Below are 19797 nucleotides of genomic sequence, written 5' to 3' on the forward strand. Positions count from 1 at the left end.
GACGGCGATGCCCGATATCCCCCCCCGCGCCCTCTCCGGCATGAGGTCCACCTTGCATTCGCAGAGGAGAACAGCTTGATGGACGCGGGAGCCTCACCTCGTCTCCGCCGACGCACCGGGAACACGCCGCATCTCCTTGTTTCATATCCCTTTCCTGTCATCCTGGCGAAGGCCAGGACCTCAGGACGAGATGGCACTGCGGCCCCTATCATGCTCCCTGAAACATGAGAGCCCGATATCAACCTCGCGCCCTTTTCGGCCTGAGGTTCTGCGCCTACGCGCAGAATGACAGCGTGATAGGAGCGGGCGCCCGATATCAACCTCGCGCCCCGTCCGGCCCGAGGTCCTGGCCTTCGCCAGGATGACGGGAGAGTGATAGGAGCGGGAGCCCCTTCCGGCCACCGAGTTGGCACCGGAAACACGCCGCATCTCCTTGTTTCATATCAATTAACTGTCATCCTGGCGAAGGCCAGGACCTCAGGACGAGATGGCGCTGCGGCCACTATCAAGCTCCCCGAAACAAGAAAGCCCGATATCAACCTCGCACCCTTTTCGGCCTGAGGTTCTGCGCCTACGCGCAGAATGACAGCGTGATAGGAGCGGGCGCCCGACATCGACCTCGCGCCCTCTCCGGCCCGAGGTCCTGGCCTTCGCCAGGATGACAGCGTGATAGGAGCGGGCGCCCCTTCCGGCCACCGAGTTGACCCCGGAAACGCGCCGCAACTCCTTGTTTCATATCAATTAACTGTCATCCTGGCGAAGGCCAGGACCTCAGGACGAGATGGCGCTGCGGCCCCTATCATGCTCCCCGAAACAAGAAAGCCCGATATCGACCAATCGCCCTTTTCGGCCTGAGGTTCTGCGCCTACGCGCAGAATGACAGCGTGATAGGAGCGGGAGCCCGATATCATCGACATCGCCCTTTCCTGCCCGAGGTCCTGGCCTTCGCCAGGATGACGGGAGAGTGATAGGAGCGGGAGCCCCTTCCGGCCACCGAGTTGGCACCGGAAACACGCCGCAATTCCTTGTTTCATATCAATTAACTGTCATCCTGGCGAAGGCCAGGACCTCAGGACGAGATGGCGCCGCGGCCCCTATCAAGCTCCCTGAAACAAGAGAGCCCGATATCAACCTCGCACCCTTTTCGGCCTGAGGTTCACCGTGAATTCGCACGCGAATTCACGCGGCCTACGCGCAGAATGACAGCGTGATAGGAGTGGGCGCCCGATATCACCCCCGCGCCCCGTCCTGCCCGAGGTCCTGGCCTTCGCCAGGATGACGGGAGAGTGATAGGAGTGGGAGCCCCTTCCGGCCACCGAGTTGGCACCGGAAACACGCCGCAATTCCTTGTTTCATATCAATTAACTGTCATCCTGGCGAAGGCCAGGACCTCAGGACGAGATGGCACTGCGGCCCCTATCAAGCTCCCTTTTCCCTCCCCTCGCCCCATCCGTAACATCCCCAATCCCCCACAAATCTGACCTCCCTCCGCAAGTTTACGCTCCCCGTTAACGTCACGTTCAGCCGGTTGCACTCAATCGTGTATCGCTTCAACGGAGTTGTGTGCATGTCCTTGAGCCGCCTGCTGTCCATCTCGATCCTGTTCATCGCCCTCATCGCCTGCGCCATCGCCACCTCGGCGGCCCTGCGCCAGTATGGCGTTCTCGCCGAAGCCGAACAGGGCGCCGTCCGGCTCGCAACGTTGCGAGCGGTGTCCGACATCCCCAACCAGATGAACGGCGAGCGCGGCCTCACCACGCTGTTATCGCAGAGCAAGTCGCCCGAGGAGATCAAGGCCTCCGGCGAGCTCTCCACCCTGCGCGGCAAGACCGACGCGGTGATGGCCAAGGCCCGCGCCGCCGTCGACGCCGCCACCGCCGACGGGCTCGACGGCGCCGACGCGCTGAATGCCGCGATGACCGGCATCGAGACCGAGTTCAAGGCGGCCCGGACCCTCTCCGACGAGAAGCTCGCCCTGCCGGTCGACCAGCGCGGCGACGCCGTCAAGGCGATCACCGAGAAATTCACCGCCATCAACACGTCAGCCGGCACCGTCATGGCGACGCAGACGCGCCTCCTGTCGCGCTCGAGCGGCGTCGCCTTCCGCTGGGCCAACATCGCCTCCACCGCCTGGGACCTGCGCAACTACGGCGGCCGCTTCGCCGGCACCATGCAGACCGTGGTGGCCGCCGCCCAGCCCGTCACCCCCGAGCAGAAGGTCGAGCTGGCGATGCTGCGCGGGCCCACCAACCAGGTGTGGGGCACGCTCGCCGCGCTCGGCGACCTGCCGGACACCCCGGCCGCCTTCAAGGCCGCCCTCGCCGACACCAAGAGCGGCTACGTAGATTACTACGCCGGCATCCTCGCCGAGGTGGAGCCGGGCTTTGCCGACGGCAAGTTCCCCTATGACGGCGCCGGCTATCGCAGCCGCACCGTCGCCATGTGGGAGAAGGTGATCGGCCTGCGCGACGCCGCCTTCAACGTCGCCGCCGACGCGCTCGACGCCACCATCGCCCAGAGCCGCTCCAATCTTTGGGTGTCGCTCGGTTCGCTGATCGCCGCCGTCGTCGGCTCGGCCGCCGTGCTCTTCGTGGTGCGCCGCCGCGTCATCCGCCCGCTGACGTCGATGACCGGCGCCATCGGCCGCATCGCCCAGGGCGACCTCGACACCGCCATCCCCGGCGTCGGCAAGCGCGACGAGATGGGCGCCATGGCCGCCTCGGTCGAGGTGTTCAAGACCTCGCTGTTGCGCAACCGCGCGCTGGAAGAGGAAGCGGCCCGCGACGAGGCCAGCCGCCAGGAGCAGCGCCGGCAGGAAATGGCCCGCCTCGCCGACATGTTCGAACAGGCCGTCGGCGGCATCGTCGGCGCCGTCGGTCAGGCCTCGGAAACGCTCAGCCTGTCGGCCCGCGACCTCGCCGCCAGCGTCGAGGACACCGCCGGCCGGTCGAACACCGTCGCCGCCGCCGCCGAACAGGCGTCGGCCAACGTCGCCGTCGTCTCGGCCGCCGCCGAGGAGCTGTCGAGCTCGGTCGGCGAGATCGGCCGTCAGGTGGCGCAGTCGGTGGACATTTCCCAGACCGCCGTCACCGAGGCCAACAGCACCGCGTCCATCGTACAGGAGCTGTCGCACGCCGCCGGCAAGATTAACGACATCATCGCCTTCATCTCCAACATCGCCGCCCAGACCAACCTCTTGGCGCTCAACGCCACCATCGAGGCGGCGCGGGCGGGCGAAGCGGGGCGCGGCTTCGCCGTGGTCGCCGCCGAAGTGAAGGAGCTGGCGACCCAGACCGCCAAGGCCACCGCCGACATCTCCGACCAGATCGGCGCCATCCAGTCGTCGACCGACCGCGCCGTGACCGCCATCGGCTCCATCGCTGGCACCATCCAGTCGATGAGCGACTATTCCTCGGCCATCGCCTCGGCCGTCGAACAGCAGGGCTCGGCCACCCACGAGATCGTCCGCAACGTCGCCCAGGCGTCGGCCGGCACCGCCGAAGTCACCGCCAACATCTCCACGGTGGCCGCCACCACCCAAAGCGTCGGCGACGCCGCCGGCCGGGTGAACGAACTGGCCGGCGACCTCTCCACCCAGTCGCAAGCCCTCGCCGAGGAAATGAAGCGCTTCCTGGCGACGATCCGGGCGGCGTAAGGGATCAGAACAGACACGGAAAAGGGCGCGGCCTCAGGGGTCGCGCCCTTGTCGTTTAACCGGGGGAGCCCGATATCAACCTCGCGCCCTTTTCGGCCTGAGATCCACCTTGCATTCGCGCGCGAATGCAAGCGGCCTTCGCGCAGAATGACGGCGTGATAGAAACGGGACCCCCTTCCGGTCACCGAACTGACACCGGAAACACGCCGCAACTACCTGTTTCATATCAATTAACTGTCATCCTGGCGAAGGCCAGGACCTCAGGACGAGAAAGCGCTGCGGCCCATATCAAGCTCCCCGAACCAATGGCGCCCGATATCACCGACACCGCCCCGTCCTGCCCGAGGTCCTGGCCTTCGCCAGGATGACGGGAGGGTGATAGAAACGGGAGCCCCTTCCGGTCACCGAACAGACACCGGAAACACGCCGCATCCCCTTGTTTCATATCAATTAATTGTCATCCTCGCGAAGGCGAGGACCTCAGGAAGGTAGAGCTCGGCGGCCCATATCAAGCTCCACCAAACAGGGGCGCCCGATATCGCCCCCATCGCCCTTTTCGGCCTGAGGTCCTGGCCTTCGCCAGGATGACAGCGTGATAGAAGCGGGAGCCCGATATCACCCTCGCGCCCTTTCCTGCCTGAGGTCCTGGCCGTCGCCAGGATGACGGAGAGTGATAGGAGCGGGAGCCACTTCCGGTCACCGAACTGACACCGGAAGCACGCCGCATCCCCTTGTTTCATATCAATTAATTGTCATCCTGCGCGAAGGCGCAGGACCTCAGGAAGGTAGAGCTCGGCGGCCCATATCAAGCTCCACCAAACAGGGGCGCCCGATATCGCCCCCACCGCCCTTTTCGGCCTGAGGTCCTGGCCTTCGCCAGGATGACAGCGTGATAGAAGCGGGAGCCCGATATCACCGACATCGCCCCATCCTGCCCGAGGTCCTGGCCTTCGCCAGGATGACGGGAGAGTGATAGGAGCGGGAGCCACTTCCGGTCACCGAGTTGGCACCGGAAACACACCACATCCCCTTGTTTCATATCAATTAACCGTCATCCTGGCGAAGGCCTCTTGCATTCGCGTGCGAATGCAAGGTGGACCTCGGGACGAGATCGCACCTCGGCCCGTATCACGCTCCCTGAAAAGGCAGCCCTACCGCCCGAAGAAGCGCGTCGCGGTCCCCCCGGCCGGGCCCGTGCGCGTCACGCTGCAGGAGCGGTCGTTGGCGCTGCAGTTGCGGACGCGGGTGGCGGAGTTGCCCTGGGGGCCGACGGTGGTGCGCGTCGCACTGCATTCGCCGCCGGCGCAGGTGCGGACCTGGCCGGTCGAGCCGCCGTAGATGCCGGTGGTCGAGCGCGTCGCCGTGCAGCTGCCGTCGGCGCAGGTCACCGAGCGGTCGTGCGAGGTGACGCGCGGCGGCACGGCCGGATAGGGCCGATAGTAGCGCGCCCAGGAGCCGTACCAGGGATAGGCGGCATAGTGGGCGTTCCAGTAGGTCTGGTTGAAGCCGACCACGACGACGCCCACCCTCGGCGCCACCGCCGGCGACAGCACCACCGGCGCGCCGTTGTAGACGATCTGGATATAGCGCGCCGACACCCAGCCCCTGAGGCCGGCGAAGCCGATGTCGCACCAGCTGTAGTCGGCAAGGCAGCCGTGGGTGACGATGCCCGACCCGGCCGGAACCGTGGTGACGATGGGATAGGCCGTCGACGGCCCGGCCCTCAAGTTGACGTTGCCGGTGGCGACGGCGCCGGTCGCCGCGCTGGCGCCGGTCGACATGGCTCCGGCGAGGATTGCAAGCGCGACAAGCAGGGGTTTGAACATCGTGAAAGCCTCCATCTGGGGCAAGCCGCGGGCACGGCTGGCATGGGACGACGATCGCGCCGCCACGTGTCCCCGGTCTTTCGCCGCCGTTGCGTTTTGTGTCGTTTTGTTGCGGCCCGTCAGGCGACCGTCTCGGCCACGATGCGCCCGTCGCGCAGTTCCAGCGTGCGGTCGAACAGGTCGAGCACGCGCGGATCGTGGGTGACCACCGCCACCGCCGCCCGCCGCGTGTCGGCAATCTCGCGGAACAGGCCGATCACCTGCCGCCCGCGCACGCTGTCGAGCGCCGCCGTCGGCTCGTCGGCGAGGATCAGCGCCGGGTCGTTGGCCAGCGCCCGGGCGACGGCGACGCGCTGCTGCTCGCCGCCCGACAGCCGGGCCGGCAGGTTGCCCATGCGATGGCCGAGGTCGACGCTGTCGAGAAGGTGTTCGGCATAGGCCAGCGCCGGGCGGGCGGGCACGTCGTCGATTTCCAGCGCCAGCGCCACGTTCTCGGCGGCGGTGAGGAAGGGAATGAGGTTGGCCTTCTGGAACACGAAACCGATGTTGCGGCGGCGGAAGTCGCGCAACCCGTCCAGCTCGGCATCCGGCGCCGACACCCGCTCGCCGCGAATGAGAACCTCGCCCGAGGTCGGCGGTTCCAGAAGGCCGGCGATCAACAGCAGCGTGCTCTTGCCCGAACCGCTCGGCCCCATGATGCCCACCACCTCGCCCGCCCGCATGTCGAGCGAAACGCCGTCGAGCGCCCGCACGATGGTGTCGCCGCTCGCGTAATGGCGGCGGGCGTCGCGCACGCTCAGAACCGGCGCGCTCACGACAGCACCTCCTGCGCCCTGACCTTCAGCGCCCGCGAGATGCCGAGAAGGCTGGCAAAGCCCGAGATGACGGCGATCGCCAGCGCCAGCAGCACGATGTCGCCGGGGTCGATCACCACCCGGCGCGGGAAGAAGGGGAAGATCAGGTTGGAGAGCCCCAGCCCCAGCACCAGCCCGCCGGCGCCGATCAGGTAGGCCTGCACCGAGATCATGCCGACGATGACGCCGTTGCGCGCGCCGATCAGCTTCAGCATGGCGATCTGGTGGCGCTTCTCCTGCGTCAGCATGTAGATGATCAGCGAGATGACGATGGCCATCACCACCAGCAGCACGCCGGTGAAGGCGAGGATCTGGATGCGCAGCCGCCACAGGCGCTGGTCCAGCAAAAGGTTGCGCTGGTCGGCGCGGCTCAGCACGTTGGCGTCGCCCCAGGCGAGGATGGCGCGGCGCACCGCCGCCTCGTCCGCCGCCGGGTCGAGCGTCACCAGCACGGCGGCGATCTTGCTGTCCTGCGCCACCGAGCTGCCGGAGCCGGATGTCGCCCGTCCCGAGGCGCCGCGGGCCAGCAGCACCTCCTCGCTGGTGCGCCGCTGGGCGACCGCCATGGCGTCGTTGACGGTGACGAACAGCAACCCGTCGCCGCTGATGTCCACCATGCCCCTGGTCACCCCGACGATGGTGAAGTCGTCCAGGCCAAGCCGCACGACGTCGCCGAGCACCAGCCCGACGCTCGCGTCGGCGATCGCCTCGAAATGGCCGTTGGCAAGGTGGCGTCCCGAGACGAGCGGCACCCAGGCGCCGGTGTCCCTGGGGTAGTCGAGCCCGGTCAGCGAGGCCCGAAGGGTGCGCCCCTCGTGCTCGAACTGCTGGCTGATCTGCACGAACCGGCGCACGCCCGCCGCGCCGTCCACGCCCTCCACCCGCCGGTCCATGTCCGAGGAGATGGCCGAGCTTTCCGAGAACGGCCCGGCGCGGCCGCCCTGCACCACCCAGAGATCGGCGCCGATGCGGTCGATCACCAGGAGAGCGTCGGCGACGATGCCGCGATAGAGGCCGATCATGCCGATGGAGGCCGTGACCAGGAAGGCGACGCCCGCCACCGTCATCAGGAAGCGCCCGAAGTTGTGGCGTACGTCCTTGAGCGCGAGGTTCATGACGCGCCCCGCTCGCCCGCGACCGGCATCAGCCGATAGACGCCATGGGGCGAGACGATCAGCCTGTCGCCGGCCGAAAGACCGCTTGGGATCTCCACCCGCCCGCCGCCGACGCGGCCGAGCTCGACCGGTCGCCACGCCGCCCGCCCGCCGCTCGCCAGCCAGACGCCGGCCGCCCCGTCGCGACGGACGATGGCCGACACCGGAACGGCGATGGCGTCGTCCCGGCCCTTGAGCGAGATGACGGCGGTGCCGCGCTGGCCGAGCGCCCAGTTGGGCGGCAATCGAGCCGGGGCGATGTCCACGGTGAACTCCCGCGTTTCCTGGTCCACCTCGCGGCCGACCCGGACCACCGTTCCGGCAAAGGCGGCCTCGCCGCCGAACACGATGGTGGCGGCAAGGCCGGGTTCGATGCGGGCGATGGTGCTCTCGTCGAAGCGGGCCGACAGCACGATGCTCGCGGGATCGGCGATGGTGACGATGGGGCTCGTCGGCGCGGCGACGTCGCCGAGGTTGAGGTTGCGCGACACGACGACGCCGCCGATCGGCGCGGTGATCACCGACTTGTCGACTTGCGCCTCGCTGGCGGCCACGGCGGCGGCGGCCGACGCCTCCTCCGCCTTGGCGCCGAGCAGCGCCGAGCGGGCCTTGGCGAGGTCGGCCTCGCCCTGCCGCGCCGCCGTCTCGGCGCTTTCGAATGTCGTCCGGCTGGTGGCGCCTCCTGGCAGCAGCGCGCTCTGCCGGGCCAGCGTCGCGCGGGCGTTCTCCACCGTCGCCTCCATGCGCCGGACGTCCGAGGCGGCCGCCTCCACCGACTGTCGCGCCGCCTCGCGCGCCGCCTTGGCCGCGTCGAGGTCCGCCCTGAGGTCGTCGGCGGCGATTTCCGCCACCAGATCGCCCTTGGAAACCCGGTCGTTGCGCTCCACGGCCAGCTTGGTGATCACCCCCTGCAGGCTGGAGCCGACGTTGGCCTTCGACAGGGCGTCGAGCACGCCGGGGCCCGACAGCTCCGGCCGGAACGGCCCCGGCGCCACCGTCACAACGTCCACCGGGCGCGGCACCAGATAGCGCATGCCGACAAGAATTGTCAGGAGAACGGCAAGAGCGCCGAGGCCGGCGACAACGAGCCGGTTCGTCCGGCGCGGCTCCGGTCGCGGCCTGGCAACGGCGGGCCTGTCGACCGGCGCGTCCGGCAAGGAGGCCGGGGGAGGAGACGGCGGCGCCGTCCGGCTCGCGTCTTTCTGCCTGACAATCTGGTTCATCGTTCCGATCCGCCGTGACGGCGCGTTCGCCGCAGTCTCGAGATTTTCACTGAAGCTGAGGGGCTGCCTTTGCTGCCGCTTGAACCGGCAATGTCATGATGTTGAAAGAGATTTCCGTCTTGTAGCGTTTTGTACAAGCCCGCGTTTTGCAGTTGATTTTTCATCCGCGAAGTGTCGTCCTTCGGTCATGGAAACAAGTTCCAAAACCATTCTGCTCGTCGACGACGACGAGGAAATCCGCCGCCTGACGGCCGAGTTGCTCGGGCGGGAGGGCTTCGTCGTCGAGCTCGCCGAGGACGGCCGCGCCATGGACCGGGTGCTGGAGCGCCTGCAGCCCGACCTCGTCATGCTCGACCTGATGCTGCCGGGCGAGGACGGCCTGTCCATCTGCCGCCGGCTGCGCAACACCGGCAACGTGCCGATCCTGATGCTGACCGCCAAGAGCGACGAGACCGACCGCGTCGTCGGCCTGGAAATCGGCGCCGACGACTACGTGGTGAAGCCCTTCGGCCCGCGCGAGCTGCTCGCCAGGATCCGCGCGCTCCTGCGCCGGGCCTCCGCCGCGCCGCAGCAGACGGCGACCCGCCGCTTCGCCTTCGACGCCTTCGTCATCGACATCGACGCCCGCCAGCTCGTCGGCGCCAACGGCGAGCTCGTCGGCGTGACCAGCGCCGAGTTCGACCTCCTGGCCTGCTTCGTGCTGCACCCACGCCGCGTGCTGTCGCGCGACCAGATCCTCGACTGGACGCACGGCCGCAGCGCCGACCCCTTCGACCGGACGGTCGACATCCTCGTCTCCCGCCTGCGCAAGAAGCTCGACGCGCTGAGCCCCGGCTGCAACCTGATCAACACGGTCCGCAACGGCGGCTACCTGCTCACCGTGCCCGTGCGCCAGGTTCCCTGATATGCGGTTCGGCCTGGCGGCGCGCCTTCTCGCCATCGGCGCCAGCGCCCTCCTCGCCCTCTGGCTCGCCCTGATCGTCCTGTTCTACCGGACCAACGACCTGTCCCTCGCGGCAACGCGCCTGCCCGCCGCCCAGCTGAGCGCGATGACCGAGCTCCTCTCGACGACGCCCGCCGACCGCCGGCCGCTCGTGCTGCGGGCCTTGCAATCCTCGCTGCTGTCGCTGTCGCTTGCGCCCGCCGCCACCACTCTCGACGCCGGCGACGACATGAGCGGGCAGGCCGAATACGAAGCCTATCGCACGCTCGACGGCGGCCGCCTGTTGTCGGTCCGGCTCTGGCCGCCGCCCGACGGCGCCTTCCGCCCCAAGGCGCGCTCGGCCCGGCCGCTGGTCTTCGAGGTGATGCTGACCGACGGCGCGGTGCTGGTGGTCGAGGCGCGCACGCCCTTCCTCGTGACCTTCTTCGGCCAGCCGGCCGGCCTCGCCGCCGGCTTCATAGGCACGCTGTTCGCCTTCATTGCCCTCCTGCTGTTTCACCGCGAAATCCGGCCGTTGACGCAGTTGGCGAAAGCGGTCGACGCCATCGATCCCTCGGGCGAACCGGTGCCGCTGCCGGTCATCCGCTCGTCCACCCCGGAGATCCGGGCGCTGACCCGCGCCTTCGACCGGCTGCAAAACCGATTGCGCGTGATGACCCGCTCGCGCATGGCCCTGATCGGCGGCATCCAGCACGACGTGCGCAGCTTCGCCACGCGCCTGCGCCTGCGCCTCGAACGCCTGCCCGACCCCGCCGAGCGCGAGCGCGCCACCGCCGACATCACCGACATGATCGACCTGCTCGACAACGCCCTGCTCACCTCGCGCGCCGGCGTCGGCGCCCTCGAAGAGGAGATGCTCGACCTTGCCGAGGTCCTGCGCGGCGAAGTCGCCGATTTCCGCCGGGCCGGCCTGCCCGCCACCCTGGAGGCGGCGCCGCCCGACGGCGAGGCCTGGGTGATCGGCGACCGCCTCGCCCTCCGCCGCGTCGTCGGCAACATGGTCGACAACGCCGTCAAATACGGCCAGCGCGCCCGCGTCAGCCTTCAGGCCGCCGACGACCGGCTGACGATCGTCATCGCGGACGACGGGCCGGGCTTTGCCGAAGCGGACGCCGAGCTGCTGCTCGAACCCTTCGTGCGCGCCGAACCGTCGCGGGCGCGGGCCACCGGCGGCGCCGGCCTCGGCCTCGCCGTCGCCCGCACGCTGATCGAGGCCCAGGGCGGCGAGATCCGGCTCGGCAAGGACGAACGCGGCGGCAAGGTCGAACTCACCCTGCCGCGCTTCCGGCCGGGCTAGTGGAGCGAATTTGACATTTGAGTCCCGCCTGACATAGAGCGTCAGCTCAAATGTCAAATTCAAAAGCTCCACTAGAAACAATAGCTTGTCAGTGGTTCACTTGACCGAGACATTTGCTCCGAGGCTTGTATCAAGCGAATGCAAATGTCTCGGTCGAACCACTGAAGCCGTTCCGGCAAAAGTGCTATGGCATGCACACGTCCCCGAGCGCCTATCCTTGGTGCGGGGAAAACCACAGGGCGAAGGCTTGATATCAGGTCCGCCTTTCCCACACCCCCATCGTCGCGCTGCATCCGTGGGCGCTCTATATCAGCGTTGCACCCCTTCCGGCCTGAGGTCCTCGCCTTCGCAAGGATGACAGCATTATATGTAGTGATGACAATCGGTTAGGTGGAGGGCTCCTTGCATCGCGCTGTCATCGGCAACGCTTGCCGCTCATGCGGCATCAAGCTGTACGCGTGCACTCCAGCTGTTTCCCCTTTCTATCAAGTTGTCATCCTTGCGAAGGCGAGGACCTCAGGCCGGAAGGGGCACAACGCCGATATCGCGCTCCAAAAAGCCAAGCCAGCCTGATCCTCCGCGTTACACTGTCCCTGGATCCTCTCGCCGCAGATATGTGCATACCGTAGCGCGAAGGCGGGAACCGGTTTTGCGTTCCGAACTGCGTCCGGACGAGCCCCCCGGATGCCCGTCGTCAGCCCCCCTGCAACAAACCGCTACATTTTCCTACAGGCGCGACATTCCGCCGAAAACTGCGGCCGCCATGGTCTCTCCATCGCAGACACACGGAGGTTGCCATGCGACGCGCCTATCTGATCGCCCTTCTTGCCACTGCCCTTCTCGTCACGCTCCCGCTCGCCGTCCGCGCCGACGATGCCGCCCCCATGGCGCCGGCCGGCTATGCCGACGGCGACTGGCCCGTCGCCGAGGCCGGTTTCGACCGCCCCTATCTGGAGGGTCGCCTTGCCGCCGTCAGGCACACCTACACCGGCGCGCTCCTGCGCTTCCGCCTCGCCAGCGCGCTGTCCGCCCAGGAAACGGCCATCGGCATCCGCCCCGAGCAAGAGGCCGCCTGGCGGGCCTACACCAATGCCCTCATCGCCCTGGTGCCCAAGCGCGACGCCGTGCTGTCGCTGATCGGCGCGCCGGACGAGAAGCTGGAGGGCCCCGAAGCCTTCGGGCGCGCCGAGGCGCTGGCCGACGCCCTCAAGGACTACGCGGCGAAGGCCGAAACGCTGAAGGGCGCCATCACCGCCCTGCGCGCCACCCTCACCCCCGAACAGCTCGAAGCGGCGCGGGTGCCCCGCCTCGCCCGCGGCTGACCCTTGCCCTTCCAGCTCTCTGCCGCGGTTTCGGACGCAAAACCGGTTCCCACTTTTGCTGAAACTGCTCTGATCAAGGAGATTCCCATGCGTACCCTCCTCACCATCGCCCTCGTCGTCTGCGCCACCGCCGCCTCGGCCCAGCAGCTCAGCCGCCAGCAGATGATGACCCTCCGCACCGCCTGCGAGACCGACCTGAAAACCCTCTGCGCCGGCATCCAGTTCGGCAACGGCCGCCTCGCCCAGTGCCTGCGCGACAACGCCGCCAGCGTCTCCCAACCCTGCAAGGACCAACTCCTCGCCCTCCAGGCCGCCCGCCAGTCGAACTGACGAGCCCCACAACAAAGCGGCGCGACCCTCCGGGGCCGCGCCCTTTATGTTTGAGGACGCGCCAGAGACATCTAAATTATTGTTTCATATCAATTAATCGTCATCCAGGCGAATGCCACTTACATTCGCGCGCGAATGCAAGCTGGACCTCAGAACGAGAACGCGCCCCAGCCCATATCAAGCTCCACCAAACAGGGGCGCCCGATATCAACCTCGCACCCCATCCGGCCCGAGGTCCTGGCCTTCGCCAGGATGACGGGAGAGTGATGGGAGCGGGAGCCCCTTCCGTTCACCGAAAGCGCACCGGAAACACACCACATCTCTTTGTTTCATATCCATTTCCTGTCATCCTCGCGAAGGCGAGGACCTCAGGACGAGAAATCTCCCAGGCCCATATCAAGCTCCCCTAACCACGGGAGCCCGATATCACCGACATCGCCCTTTCCTGCCCGAGGTCCACCTTGCATTCGTGCGCGAATGCAAGCGGCCTTCGCCAGGATGACGGGAGAGTGATGGGAACGGGAGCCACTTCCGCCCCCCGAGTTGGCACCGGAAACACACCGCATCTCTTTGTTTCATATCAATTAATCGTCATCCTGGCGAAGGCCAGGACCTCAGGACGAGAAATCTCCCAGGCCCATATCAAGCTCCACCAAACAGGGGCGCCCGATATCAACCTCGCACCCCATCCGGCCCGAGGTCCTGGCCTTCGCCAGGATGACGGGAGAGTGATGGGAGCGGGCGCCCGATATCTCCCTCAGCGCCCCTTCCGGCCCGAGGTCCTGGCCTTCGCCAGGATGACAGCGTGATAGGAGCGGGAGCCCGATATCTCCCTCAGCGCCCCTTCCGGCCCGAGGTTCTGCGCCTACGCGCAGAATGACAGAGTGATGGGAACGGGAGCCCCTTCCGGCCACCAAACTGGCACCGGAAACGCGACTTATCCCTTTGTTTCATATCAATTAACCGTCATCCTGGCGAAGGCCAGGACCTCAGGACGAGAAATCTCCCCGGCCCCTATCACACTCCCCTCACCCATCCCCCTCAAACCGTCACCACCCTATCCGCCACGCGCCCCAACAAATGCGCGTCGTGGCTGATGGCGAGGAGGCCGATGGCGCGCTGTTTCACCAACCCGAGCAGCGCTTTCCAGATCTCCGCCTGGGCCAGCGGGTCGAGCATGGAGGTGATTTCGTCGGCGATGAGGTAGCGCAAGCCCGGCGCCAGGGCGCGCAGGATGGTGATGCGCTGCAGCTCGCCGCCGGAGAGTTCGTGCGGGAAGCGGTCGAACCAAGCCGGCCGCACGCCGAGGCCGTGCACGGTGTCGGCGTCGGGCGTCCACGCTTCGCCGACGATCCGCCCCACCGTCCAGCGCGGATTGGCGGCGAAGATCGGGGTCTGCGACAGGAACTGCACCGGGTTGAAACCGCGCGCCGGCGGCTGAGCGCCGTTCACCGTCACCGCCCCGGCCGTCGGGCGGAGGTGCCGGGCGAGCAGCCGGCCGATGGTCGACTTGCCGCGCCCCGAGGGACCTGCAAGGCCCACCACCTCGCCGGGGCCGATGGCGAGGTCGAAGCCCTGCACGACCAGCGGATCGCGCGGGCCGTAGCGGAAGGAAATGTCGCGCGCCTCAAGCATGAACCGGCCTCCGTGAGAGCCTGGCCCGAAGTTCGCTGGGCCGAGGCAGATAGCGATGGATTCGAGAACCGGAGCGGAGCGAACTTGAGGTTCGTGAGCACCGGAAGCGCAGAAGACGAAGCTAGGTGCCCGGCCCAGTAGAACTGCGGGTCAGGCTCTGAACTCGTGTTGCGGCAGCGCTCTCCACAGCGCCCGCGCGTAGGGCGTCAGCCCCTCGCCGCCGTTGCGCATGAAGGTCGCGGCCTGCTCGGTCGCCACCAGCGCGCCGTCCCTGAGCACCGCCACCCGGTCGGCCGAGGCCACCGCCGCCGCGAGGTCGTGGCTGATCACCACCACGCCCTTGCCGTCGTCGGCAAAGCCGCGCAGGAAGCCGAAAACCTTCTCGGCATTGACCGGATCGAGCCCGTTGGTCGGCTCGTCGGCAATGACGAGGTCGGGGTCGCCCACCGAGGCGATGGCCAGCATCACCCGTCGCGCCATGCCGCCGGACAGCGTGTGCGGGTAGCTCTCAAGGAACAGTTCGTCGAGCCCGAAGCGGTTGAGCGCCGCCACCGCGTCCTCCCGCGTGAAGCCCTTGCGCCCCACCCGCTTCGCCGCCCAGCCGATCTGCCGGCCGACGGTCGCCAGCGGATCGAGATGGCTGAGCGATTGCGGCACCAGGGCGATGCGCCGCCCCCTGAGATGGGCGATGCGCGAGGCGTCGAGACGCTCGCCCTCGAAGCGGATCGAGCCGTTGACCACGGCGTTTGGCGGCAGCAGGCCGAGCACGGCGTGGGCGAACAGGCTCTTGCCCGCCCCCGAGGCGCCGAACAGCGCCACCATCTCGCCGCGCGCCACGTCGAGCGTGAGGTCGGCGAGGCAGTCGATGTCCACCCGGTCGATCAGGCCGCTGTAGCGGCGGAAGGCGACCGTCAGGCGGTCGACGGAAAGAAGCGTCATGACTGGCTCCCGCGCGGATCGGTCAGGGTGCGGAGGCCGTTGCCGATGGCGTCGAAGGCCAGCACGGCGATGAGCAGCGCCAGGCCGGGGAACAGGCCCAGCCACCACTTGCCGGCGGTGAGGTACCTGAGGCTCTCCGACAGCAGCACGCCGATGGCCGGCGTCGTCGGCTCGATGCCGAAGCCGAGGAAGGTCAGCCCCGCCTCGTGCAGGATGGCGTGCGGGAACATCAGCACCAGCCCCACCAGCATCTGCGGAATGAGATGCGGCGCGAAGTGATGGCGGGCGATGTGGAGCGGCGACTTGCCGAAGTTGCGCGAGATCGTCACGTACTCGGCCTGCCGCAGTTGCAGGATCTCGGCGCGCAGAATGCGGGTGAGGCGCGGCCAGTGGGTGAGCGCCACGGCGATGATCACCGCGTTGGCGCCGCCGCCGAAGGCGAAGGAGATCAGGATGAGCAGCACCAGATGCGGCAGGCCCATGGTCATGTCGACGAGATAGGCGACGATGGCGTCGGCCCAGCGCGGCCCGCCGGCCGCCACCAGCGCCAGCACCAGGGCGATGACCGTCGAGGCCGTCGCCGCGAACAGGCCGACGCGGAAGCTGAGAGCCAGCCCCTTCAGCGTGCGCGCCAGCATGTCGCGGCCGAGCGCGTCGGTGCCGAAGGGGTGGAACAACGACGGGGCGGCGAGCCGCGCCCGGAAGTTGGTGACGACGCCGGCATCGCCCGACAGCAGGGCGAAGACGATGACGGCGGCAAGCCCGGCGGCGGCCAGGGCGGCGACGATCAGCACCGCCTTGCGCGTGCCGAAGCGCGGGGCGGGGGTGACGCAACAGTCGTCTGCGACGGCGGTCATGGTCCGATCTCCCTGAGGGCGGCGTCGGAAGCGAGGTCGATGCGCGGATCGGCCACCACGTAGAGAATGTCGGCGATGGTGTTGCCCACCGAGACGAACAGCGTCGTGCCCATGGCGATGGCGAGGAGAAGCGGCACGTCGCCGCGCACGCCGGCCTCGATGGTGGCGCTGCCGAGGCCGGGATAGGCGAACACCTGCTCGGCCAGGATGGAGCCGCCGAACAACTCGCCCAGCGAGGCGAACAGCACGGTGATGGCCGGCAGCGCCGCGTTGCGCGCCCCGTGGCGCAGCGCCACGTCGAGGCGGCTCGCCCCTTGCGCCCGGGCGTAGGTGGCGAAGTCGGATTCCAGGATGTCGATCATCTTGGCGCGGGTGTGCAGCGCGATCTGCGATATGCCCAGGATGGAAAGCGCCACCAGCGGCAGGATCAGGTGATGGAGGCGCTGCAACAGCGTCGCCTCCCCCGGCAAGAGACCGATCGGCGCGGCGCAGCAAACCGGCGTCCAGCCGAGCGCGACCGAGAAGCCCATCAGCAAGAGTATGGCGATCCAGAAGGTCGGCGTCGACGCCAGCACGTAGGCGTAGACGCGGATGATCCGGTCGCACCAGCCGCCCTGGAAGGTGGCGGCGATCACCCCGAGCGAAAAGCCGATGACGCCGGAGAGCAGCCAGGCCAGCCCCATCAGCGCCGCCGAGGCGGCGACGCGGCTGCCGATCACCGCCGTCACCGGCGCGTTGTAGGTGGCGCTCCAGCCGAAATCGCCGGAGACGAGGTTGGAGAGCCAATGGAGGAACTGCACCGTCACCGGCTGGTCGAGCCCCCAGCGCGCGGCGATCAACGCCCGCTGCTCGGGGCCGACCTTGGCAATGTTGGGGCCGAGATAGGCGGTGACCGGATCGACCGGCGACAGCTTGGCCAGCGCGAAAGCGACCACCGCCACCCCGGCCAGCAACAAGGCCAGCCGGAGGAAGCGGATCGCGACGAATCGGGTCCAGATAGTCACTTGAGTTCCACCTCTTGGAACTGGTCCGAAATTCGCTGGGGTGCGGCAGATGGCGATGGCTTCGAGAACCGGAGCGGAGCGGACTTGAGGTCCGTGAGCACCGGAAGCGCAGCGTTCTATGCCAGATGCCCGCCCCAGTAGAATTTCGGTCAGTTACAGGTCCACTTCCAGTTCTGCAGCGTCGACGTAATCGGCCAGCCGTGGCCATGCGGCTCGATCTGCGTCTCACCCACGTCGATGCACTCGCTGACGAAGTAGACGTGGTCGAGGTTGACCATCCACGCCCAGCCGGCGTCCCCCTTGGCCGAGAAGCCCGTCTTGCCGTCCCATTCGGCCTGCTTCCAGAAGGGGTAGGACGCCTGGAGGCTTTCCGCCGCCTGCGCCTCGGCGAAGTGGGCATCGACGGCGGCGTTGCTGAAATAGCCGGCGTTGTAGGACTCGATGCCGGCCCAATCGCTCTGGTAGAGACTGTAGACCTCCTGCGGGCTGTGGCTGCCCCAGCCGAACAGAACGGGGTTGGCGTGCTTCAGCCGGCCGATGCCCTCCCAGGTGTCGCCCTTGGGGGTGATCTCGATGCCCAGCGCCTTCATCTGCTCGGAAAGCATCACCGCGAGGCCCTGGCGCACGCTGTCGCTGGAGGGGTAGATCACGTCGAAGGCGGCGCGGAGGCCGTCCTTGACGCGCACGCCGTCGCCGCCCGGCGCCCAGCCGGCCTGATCGAGCAGCGCCTTGGCGGCGTCGACGTCCTCGTCGAGCCGCCCCTCCGGGTTGGACCACGGCAGGCCGTCGGCCGGGCCGTAGGCGGGCGTGCCGTGGCCGAGCAGCACCGCGTCGACCAGCGCCTTGCGGTCGAGGCCGAGGTTGATCGCCTTGCGGATGGCGATGTCCGAGGTCACGTCGTTGCCGATCGGGTAGCCGCCGGCGTCGGTCTTGCCCTCGTTGCGCAGCATGGGGAACACGATGCCGCGGTTGTCGACGGTATCGGCGATCACCGCCTTGAAGCCGTTCGGCAAGCTGTCGGCCAGCGTCGCGGGCACCGACACCACGTCCACCTTGCCGGCGTTGGCGGCGGCCAGCGACGTGTCCTCGCCGGTGAACAGGAAGGTGATGCGGGTGAAGGGCGATGTCTTGCCGTAGTAGAACGGGTTGGCCTCGACGATCAGCTGCTCGCCCTCGGTCCACGACACCATGCGGTAGGGGCCGGAGCCGACCGGCTTGCGGGCATAGCCGGCGTCATATTCGGCAGCCGGCACGATGCCGAGCGAGTAGAAGTTCTCGACGAAGGTGATCCACGGCCGCTTGAGCTTGATCACCACCGTCTCGTCGTCGGTGGCGGTGGCGCTTTCCATGACGGAGAGATCGACGGCGCCGCCCGACTTGGCCGTTTCAGTGAAGGTGAAGGCGACGTCCTTGGCCGAAAGCGGCGTGCCGTCGGAAAACTTGACGCCCTCACGCACCTTGACCGTCCAGGTCAGCCGGTCGTCGCTCAGGCTCCAGGCGGTGGCGAGATCGGGCGTCGTCGAAAGATCCGCCTCGCGCGTCAGAAGCGTCGACTGGAACAGCGGATGCCCATAGCGCCCCCAGCCGAGCACCGGATCGTACCCATCGTCGGGCTCGCCGCCGATGGCCAGCACCAGCTCCGTCTTGGGCGCGGCAAGGCTCGTGGTGGGATGAAACGCCACGAGGGCGGACGCCGCCAGAAGGGCGGTGAGGCAGGTACGAATGGACACGGCAAAACTCCTCGCTCGCGTCGGGGACGCGGTCGTTGCACATCGAACAAACCGGAATGCGAGGCGACCATAAAACCGAGTCGAGTATGATGTCTACATAAAAAGATCATACCAGAGATCCGGAAAACTATCCATTTCCGGGGCGCGGGAGGGGTTGAGGGAGAGAGAGGCTGAGGGGGAAAAGGGGGAGTCCGATATCAACCCCTCGCCCCTTTCTGCCTGAGGTCCTCGCCTGCGCAAGGATGACAATTTATACATATGTGACAAACAGATAGCGGTTGCGTTCACTTGCGGCGTTGTGTTCCGCGTAATGGCGGCGATGACGCATTGGGGCTTCGCAGGCGGCCTATCCCACTACTCCCCTCTATATAAAGCTGTCATCCTTGCGCAGGCGAGGACCTCAGGCCGGAAGAGGCGCAACGCCGATATCACGCTCCCCCTCACCACATGATCGTCTCGAAGAGATCCTCCCACTCCGGGTTCATCTCCTCGATCGCCTTGATCTTCCATCCGCGCTTCCAGTGCTTCACCTGCTTTTCGCGCGCGATGGCGTCGACGATCTCGTCGTAGTCCTCGTACCAGACCAGCCGCGTGCAATTGTAACTGTCGGAAAACCCGCGATAGACGTGGTTGCGATGCTCCCAGATGCGCCCCTCCAGATCGGAGGTGACGCCGACATAGAGCACGCCCTGCGGCTTGTTGGTGACGATGTAGACCCAGCCCGGATTCATGGGCCGAGCTTCGCGGAAATGCGGGGGGTGTGCAACCGTGGATTAGGGAGACCGATATCGGCGTTGCGCCCCTTTCTGCCCGAGGTCCTCGCCTGCGCAAGGATGACAGCTTTATATAGAGGGGAGTAGTGGGATAGGCCGCTCGCCACCCCCCAACGCGTCATCACTGCCACCCGCGCGGAACACAACGCCCGCAAGCGTATACAACCGCTATCCGCCTGTACCCTATATATAAATTGTCATCCTTGCGCAGGCGAGGACCTCGGGCAGAAAGGGGCGCAACGCCGATATAGCGCT

The 19797-nt window shown here is 67.4% G+C and carries 15 protein-coding genes; 5 read left to right on the forward strand and 10 right to left on the reverse strand.

Features of this window, described 5'->3' with window-relative positions; genetic code table 11:
• The first annotated feature begins 1567 nt into the window (after positions 1–1567).
• Positions 1568–3655, forward strand: coding sequence for a methyl-accepting chemotaxis protein (locus tag M4J39_RS13065; RefSeq protein ID WP_251728494.1), 2088 nt, complete (start codon positions 1568–1570; stop codon positions 3653–3655).
• A 1151-nt stretch (positions 3656–4806) separates the two neighbouring features.
• On the opposite strand, the gene M4J39_RS13070 is transcribed toward M4J39_RS13065, so the two are convergent.
• From M4J39_RS13070 to M4J39_RS13085, 4 genes are all read right to left on the reverse strand, one after another.
• A complete protein-coding gene (locus M4J39_RS13070) occupies positions 4807–5481 on the reverse strand; it encodes an SH3 domain-containing protein (RefSeq protein WP_251728496.1) in 675 nt (224 codons plus the stop codon).
• Between the two features lie 119 nt (positions 5482–5600).
• A complete protein-coding gene (locus tag M4J39_RS13075) occupies positions 5601–6296 on the reverse strand; it encodes an ATP-binding cassette domain-containing protein (RefSeq protein ID WP_251728498.1) in 696 nt (231 codons plus the stop codon).
• Positions 6293–7450, reverse strand: a complete 1158-nt coding sequence (locus M4J39_RS13080) for an ABC transporter permease (protein WP_251728500.1) — start codon at positions 7448–7450, stop codon at positions 6293–6295. The genes M4J39_RS13075 and M4J39_RS13080 overlap by 4 nt, the downstream gene beginning before the upstream one ends.
• Positions 7447–8712 (reverse strand): efflux RND transporter periplasmic adaptor subunit, encoded by a 1266-nt coding sequence (locus M4J39_RS13085; RefSeq protein ID WP_251728501.1) that lies wholly within the window; start codon positions 8710–8712, stop codon positions 7447–7449. The genes M4J39_RS13080 and M4J39_RS13085 overlap by 4 nt, the downstream gene beginning before the upstream one ends.
• 187 nt (positions 8713–8899) lie before the next feature.
• Here M4J39_RS13085 and M4J39_RS13090 point away from each other — a divergent pair, with 187 nt between their 5' ends.
• The 4 genes from M4J39_RS13090 to M4J39_RS13105 all read left to right on the forward strand — a co-directional run bounded on the left by M4J39_RS13090 (position 8900) and on the right by M4J39_RS13105 (position 12604).
• The gene (locus M4J39_RS13090; protein ID WP_251728503.1) at positions 8900–9616 is read left to right on the forward strand and encodes a response regulator; all 717 of its coding nucleotides are present in this window, start codon (positions 8900–8902) and stop codon (positions 9614–9616) included.
• A 1-nt stretch (position 9617) separates the two neighbouring features.
• Positions 9618–10952 (forward strand): cell wall metabolism sensor histidine kinase WalK, encoded by a 1335-nt coding sequence (locus M4J39_RS13095; RefSeq protein WP_251728505.1) that lies wholly within the window; start codon positions 9618–9620, stop codon positions 10950–10952.
• Positions 10953–11749: 797 nt separating this feature from the next.
• Positions 11750–12274, forward strand: coding sequence for a hypothetical protein (locus M4J39_RS13100; protein ID WP_251728507.1), 525 nt, complete (start codon positions 11750–11752; stop codon positions 12272–12274).
• Between the two features lie 87 nt (positions 12275–12361).
• Positions 12362–12604 carry a cysteine rich repeat-containing protein gene (locus tag M4J39_RS13105; protein ID WP_251728509.1) on the forward strand — a complete coding sequence of 81 codons (243 nt, stop codon included), beginning with the start codon at positions 12362–12364 and terminating at the stop codon, positions 12602–12604.
• A gap of 1041 nt (positions 12605–13645) precedes the next feature.
• On the opposite strand, the gene M4J39_RS13110 is transcribed toward M4J39_RS13105, so the two are convergent.
• The 6 genes from M4J39_RS13110 to M4J39_RS13135 all read right to left on the reverse strand — a co-directional run bounded on the left by M4J39_RS13110 (position 13646) and on the right by M4J39_RS13135 (position 19500).
• A complete protein-coding gene (locus M4J39_RS13110; RefSeq protein WP_251728511.1) occupies positions 13646–14239 on the reverse strand; it encodes an ABC transporter ATP-binding protein in 594 nt (197 codons plus the stop codon).
• Positions 14240–14389: 150 nt separating this feature from the next.
• On the reverse strand, positions 14390–15178 hold the full coding sequence (locus M4J39_RS13115) for an ATP-binding cassette domain-containing protein (RefSeq protein ID WP_251728512.1): 789 nt from the start codon (positions 15176–15178) through the stop codon (positions 14390–14392).
• Positions 15175–16035: an ABC transporter permease gene (locus M4J39_RS13120; protein ID WP_251728514.1), complete on the reverse strand. Its 861-nt coding sequence runs from the start codon at positions 16033–16035 to the stop codon at positions 15175–15177. Before M4J39_RS13120 ends, M4J39_RS13115 begins: the two co-directional genes overlap by 4 nt.
• Complete coding sequence (locus tag M4J39_RS13125; RefSeq protein ID WP_251728516.1) at positions 16032–17039, reverse strand: ABC transporter permease subunit; 1008 nt, start codon at positions 17037–17039, stop codon at positions 16032–16034. Before M4J39_RS13125 ends, M4J39_RS13120 begins: the two co-directional genes overlap by 4 nt.
• Before the next feature lie 149 nt (positions 17040–17188).
• Positions 17189–18769, reverse strand: coding sequence for an ABC transporter substrate-binding protein (locus tag M4J39_RS13130; RefSeq protein ID WP_251728518.1), 1581 nt, complete (start codon positions 18767–18769; stop codon positions 17189–17191).
• Positions 18770–19209: 440 nt separating this feature from the next.
• A complete protein-coding gene (locus tag M4J39_RS13135; RefSeq protein ID WP_251728520.1) occupies positions 19210–19500 on the reverse strand; it encodes a GIY-YIG nuclease family protein in 291 nt (96 codons plus the stop codon).
• Positions 19501–19797: the final 297 nt, after the last annotated feature.

The sequence above is a fragment of the Pleomorphomonas sp. NRK KF1 genome, assembly GCF_023721755.1.
Taxonomy (GTDB): Bacteria; Pseudomonadota; Alphaproteobacteria; order Rhizobiales; family Pleomorphomonadaceae; genus Pleomorphomonas.

Bases quoted from the DNA above. Each gene is read 5' to 3' on its own strand.
- M4J39_RS13065 (WP_251728494.1), top strand. From the start codon at position 1,568: ATGTCCTTGAGCCGCCTGCTGTCCATCTCGATCCTGTTCATCGCCCTC.
- M4J39_RS13070 (WP_251728496.1), bottom strand. From the start codon at position 5,481: ATGTTCAAACCCCTGCTTGTCGCGCTTGCAATCCTCGCCGGAGCCATG.
- M4J39_RS13080 (WP_251728500.1), bottom strand. From the start codon at position 7,450: ATGAACCTCGCGCTCAAGGACGTACGCCACAACTTCGGGCGCTTCCTG.
- M4J39_RS13085 (WP_251728501.1), bottom strand. From the start codon at position 8,712: ATGAACCAGATTGTCAGGCAGAAAGACGCGAGCCGGACGGCGCCGCCG.
- M4J39_RS13090 (WP_251728503.1), top strand. From the start codon at position 8,900: ATGGAAACAAGTTCCAAAACCATTCTGCTCGTCGACGACGACGAGGAA.
- M4J39_RS13095 (WP_251728505.1), top strand. From the start codon at position 9,618: ATGCGGTTCGGCCTGGCGGCGCGCCTTCTCGCCATCGGCGCCAGCGCC.
- M4J39_RS13100 (WP_251728507.1), top strand. From the start codon at position 11,750: ATGCGACGCGCCTATCTGATCGCCCTTCTTGCCACTGCCCTTCTCGTC.
- M4J39_RS13105 (WP_251728509.1), top strand. From the start codon at position 12,362: ATGCGTACCCTCCTCACCATCGCCCTCGTCGTCTGCGCCACCGCCGCC.
- M4J39_RS13110 (WP_251728511.1), bottom strand. From the start codon at position 14,239: ATGCTTGAGGCGCGCGACATTTCCTTCCGCTACGGCCCGCGCGATCCG.
- M4J39_RS13115 (WP_251728512.1), bottom strand. From the start codon at position 15,178: ATGACGCTTCTTTCCGTCGACCGCCTGACGGTCGCCTTCCGCCGCTAC.
- M4J39_RS13120 (WP_251728514.1), bottom strand. From the start codon at position 16,035: ATGACCGCCGTCGCAGACGACTGTTGCGTCACCCCCGCCCCGCGCTTC.
- M4J39_RS13135 (WP_251728520.1), bottom strand. From the start codon at position 19,500: ATGAATCCGGGCTGGGTCTACATCGTCACCAACAAGCCGCAGGGCGTG.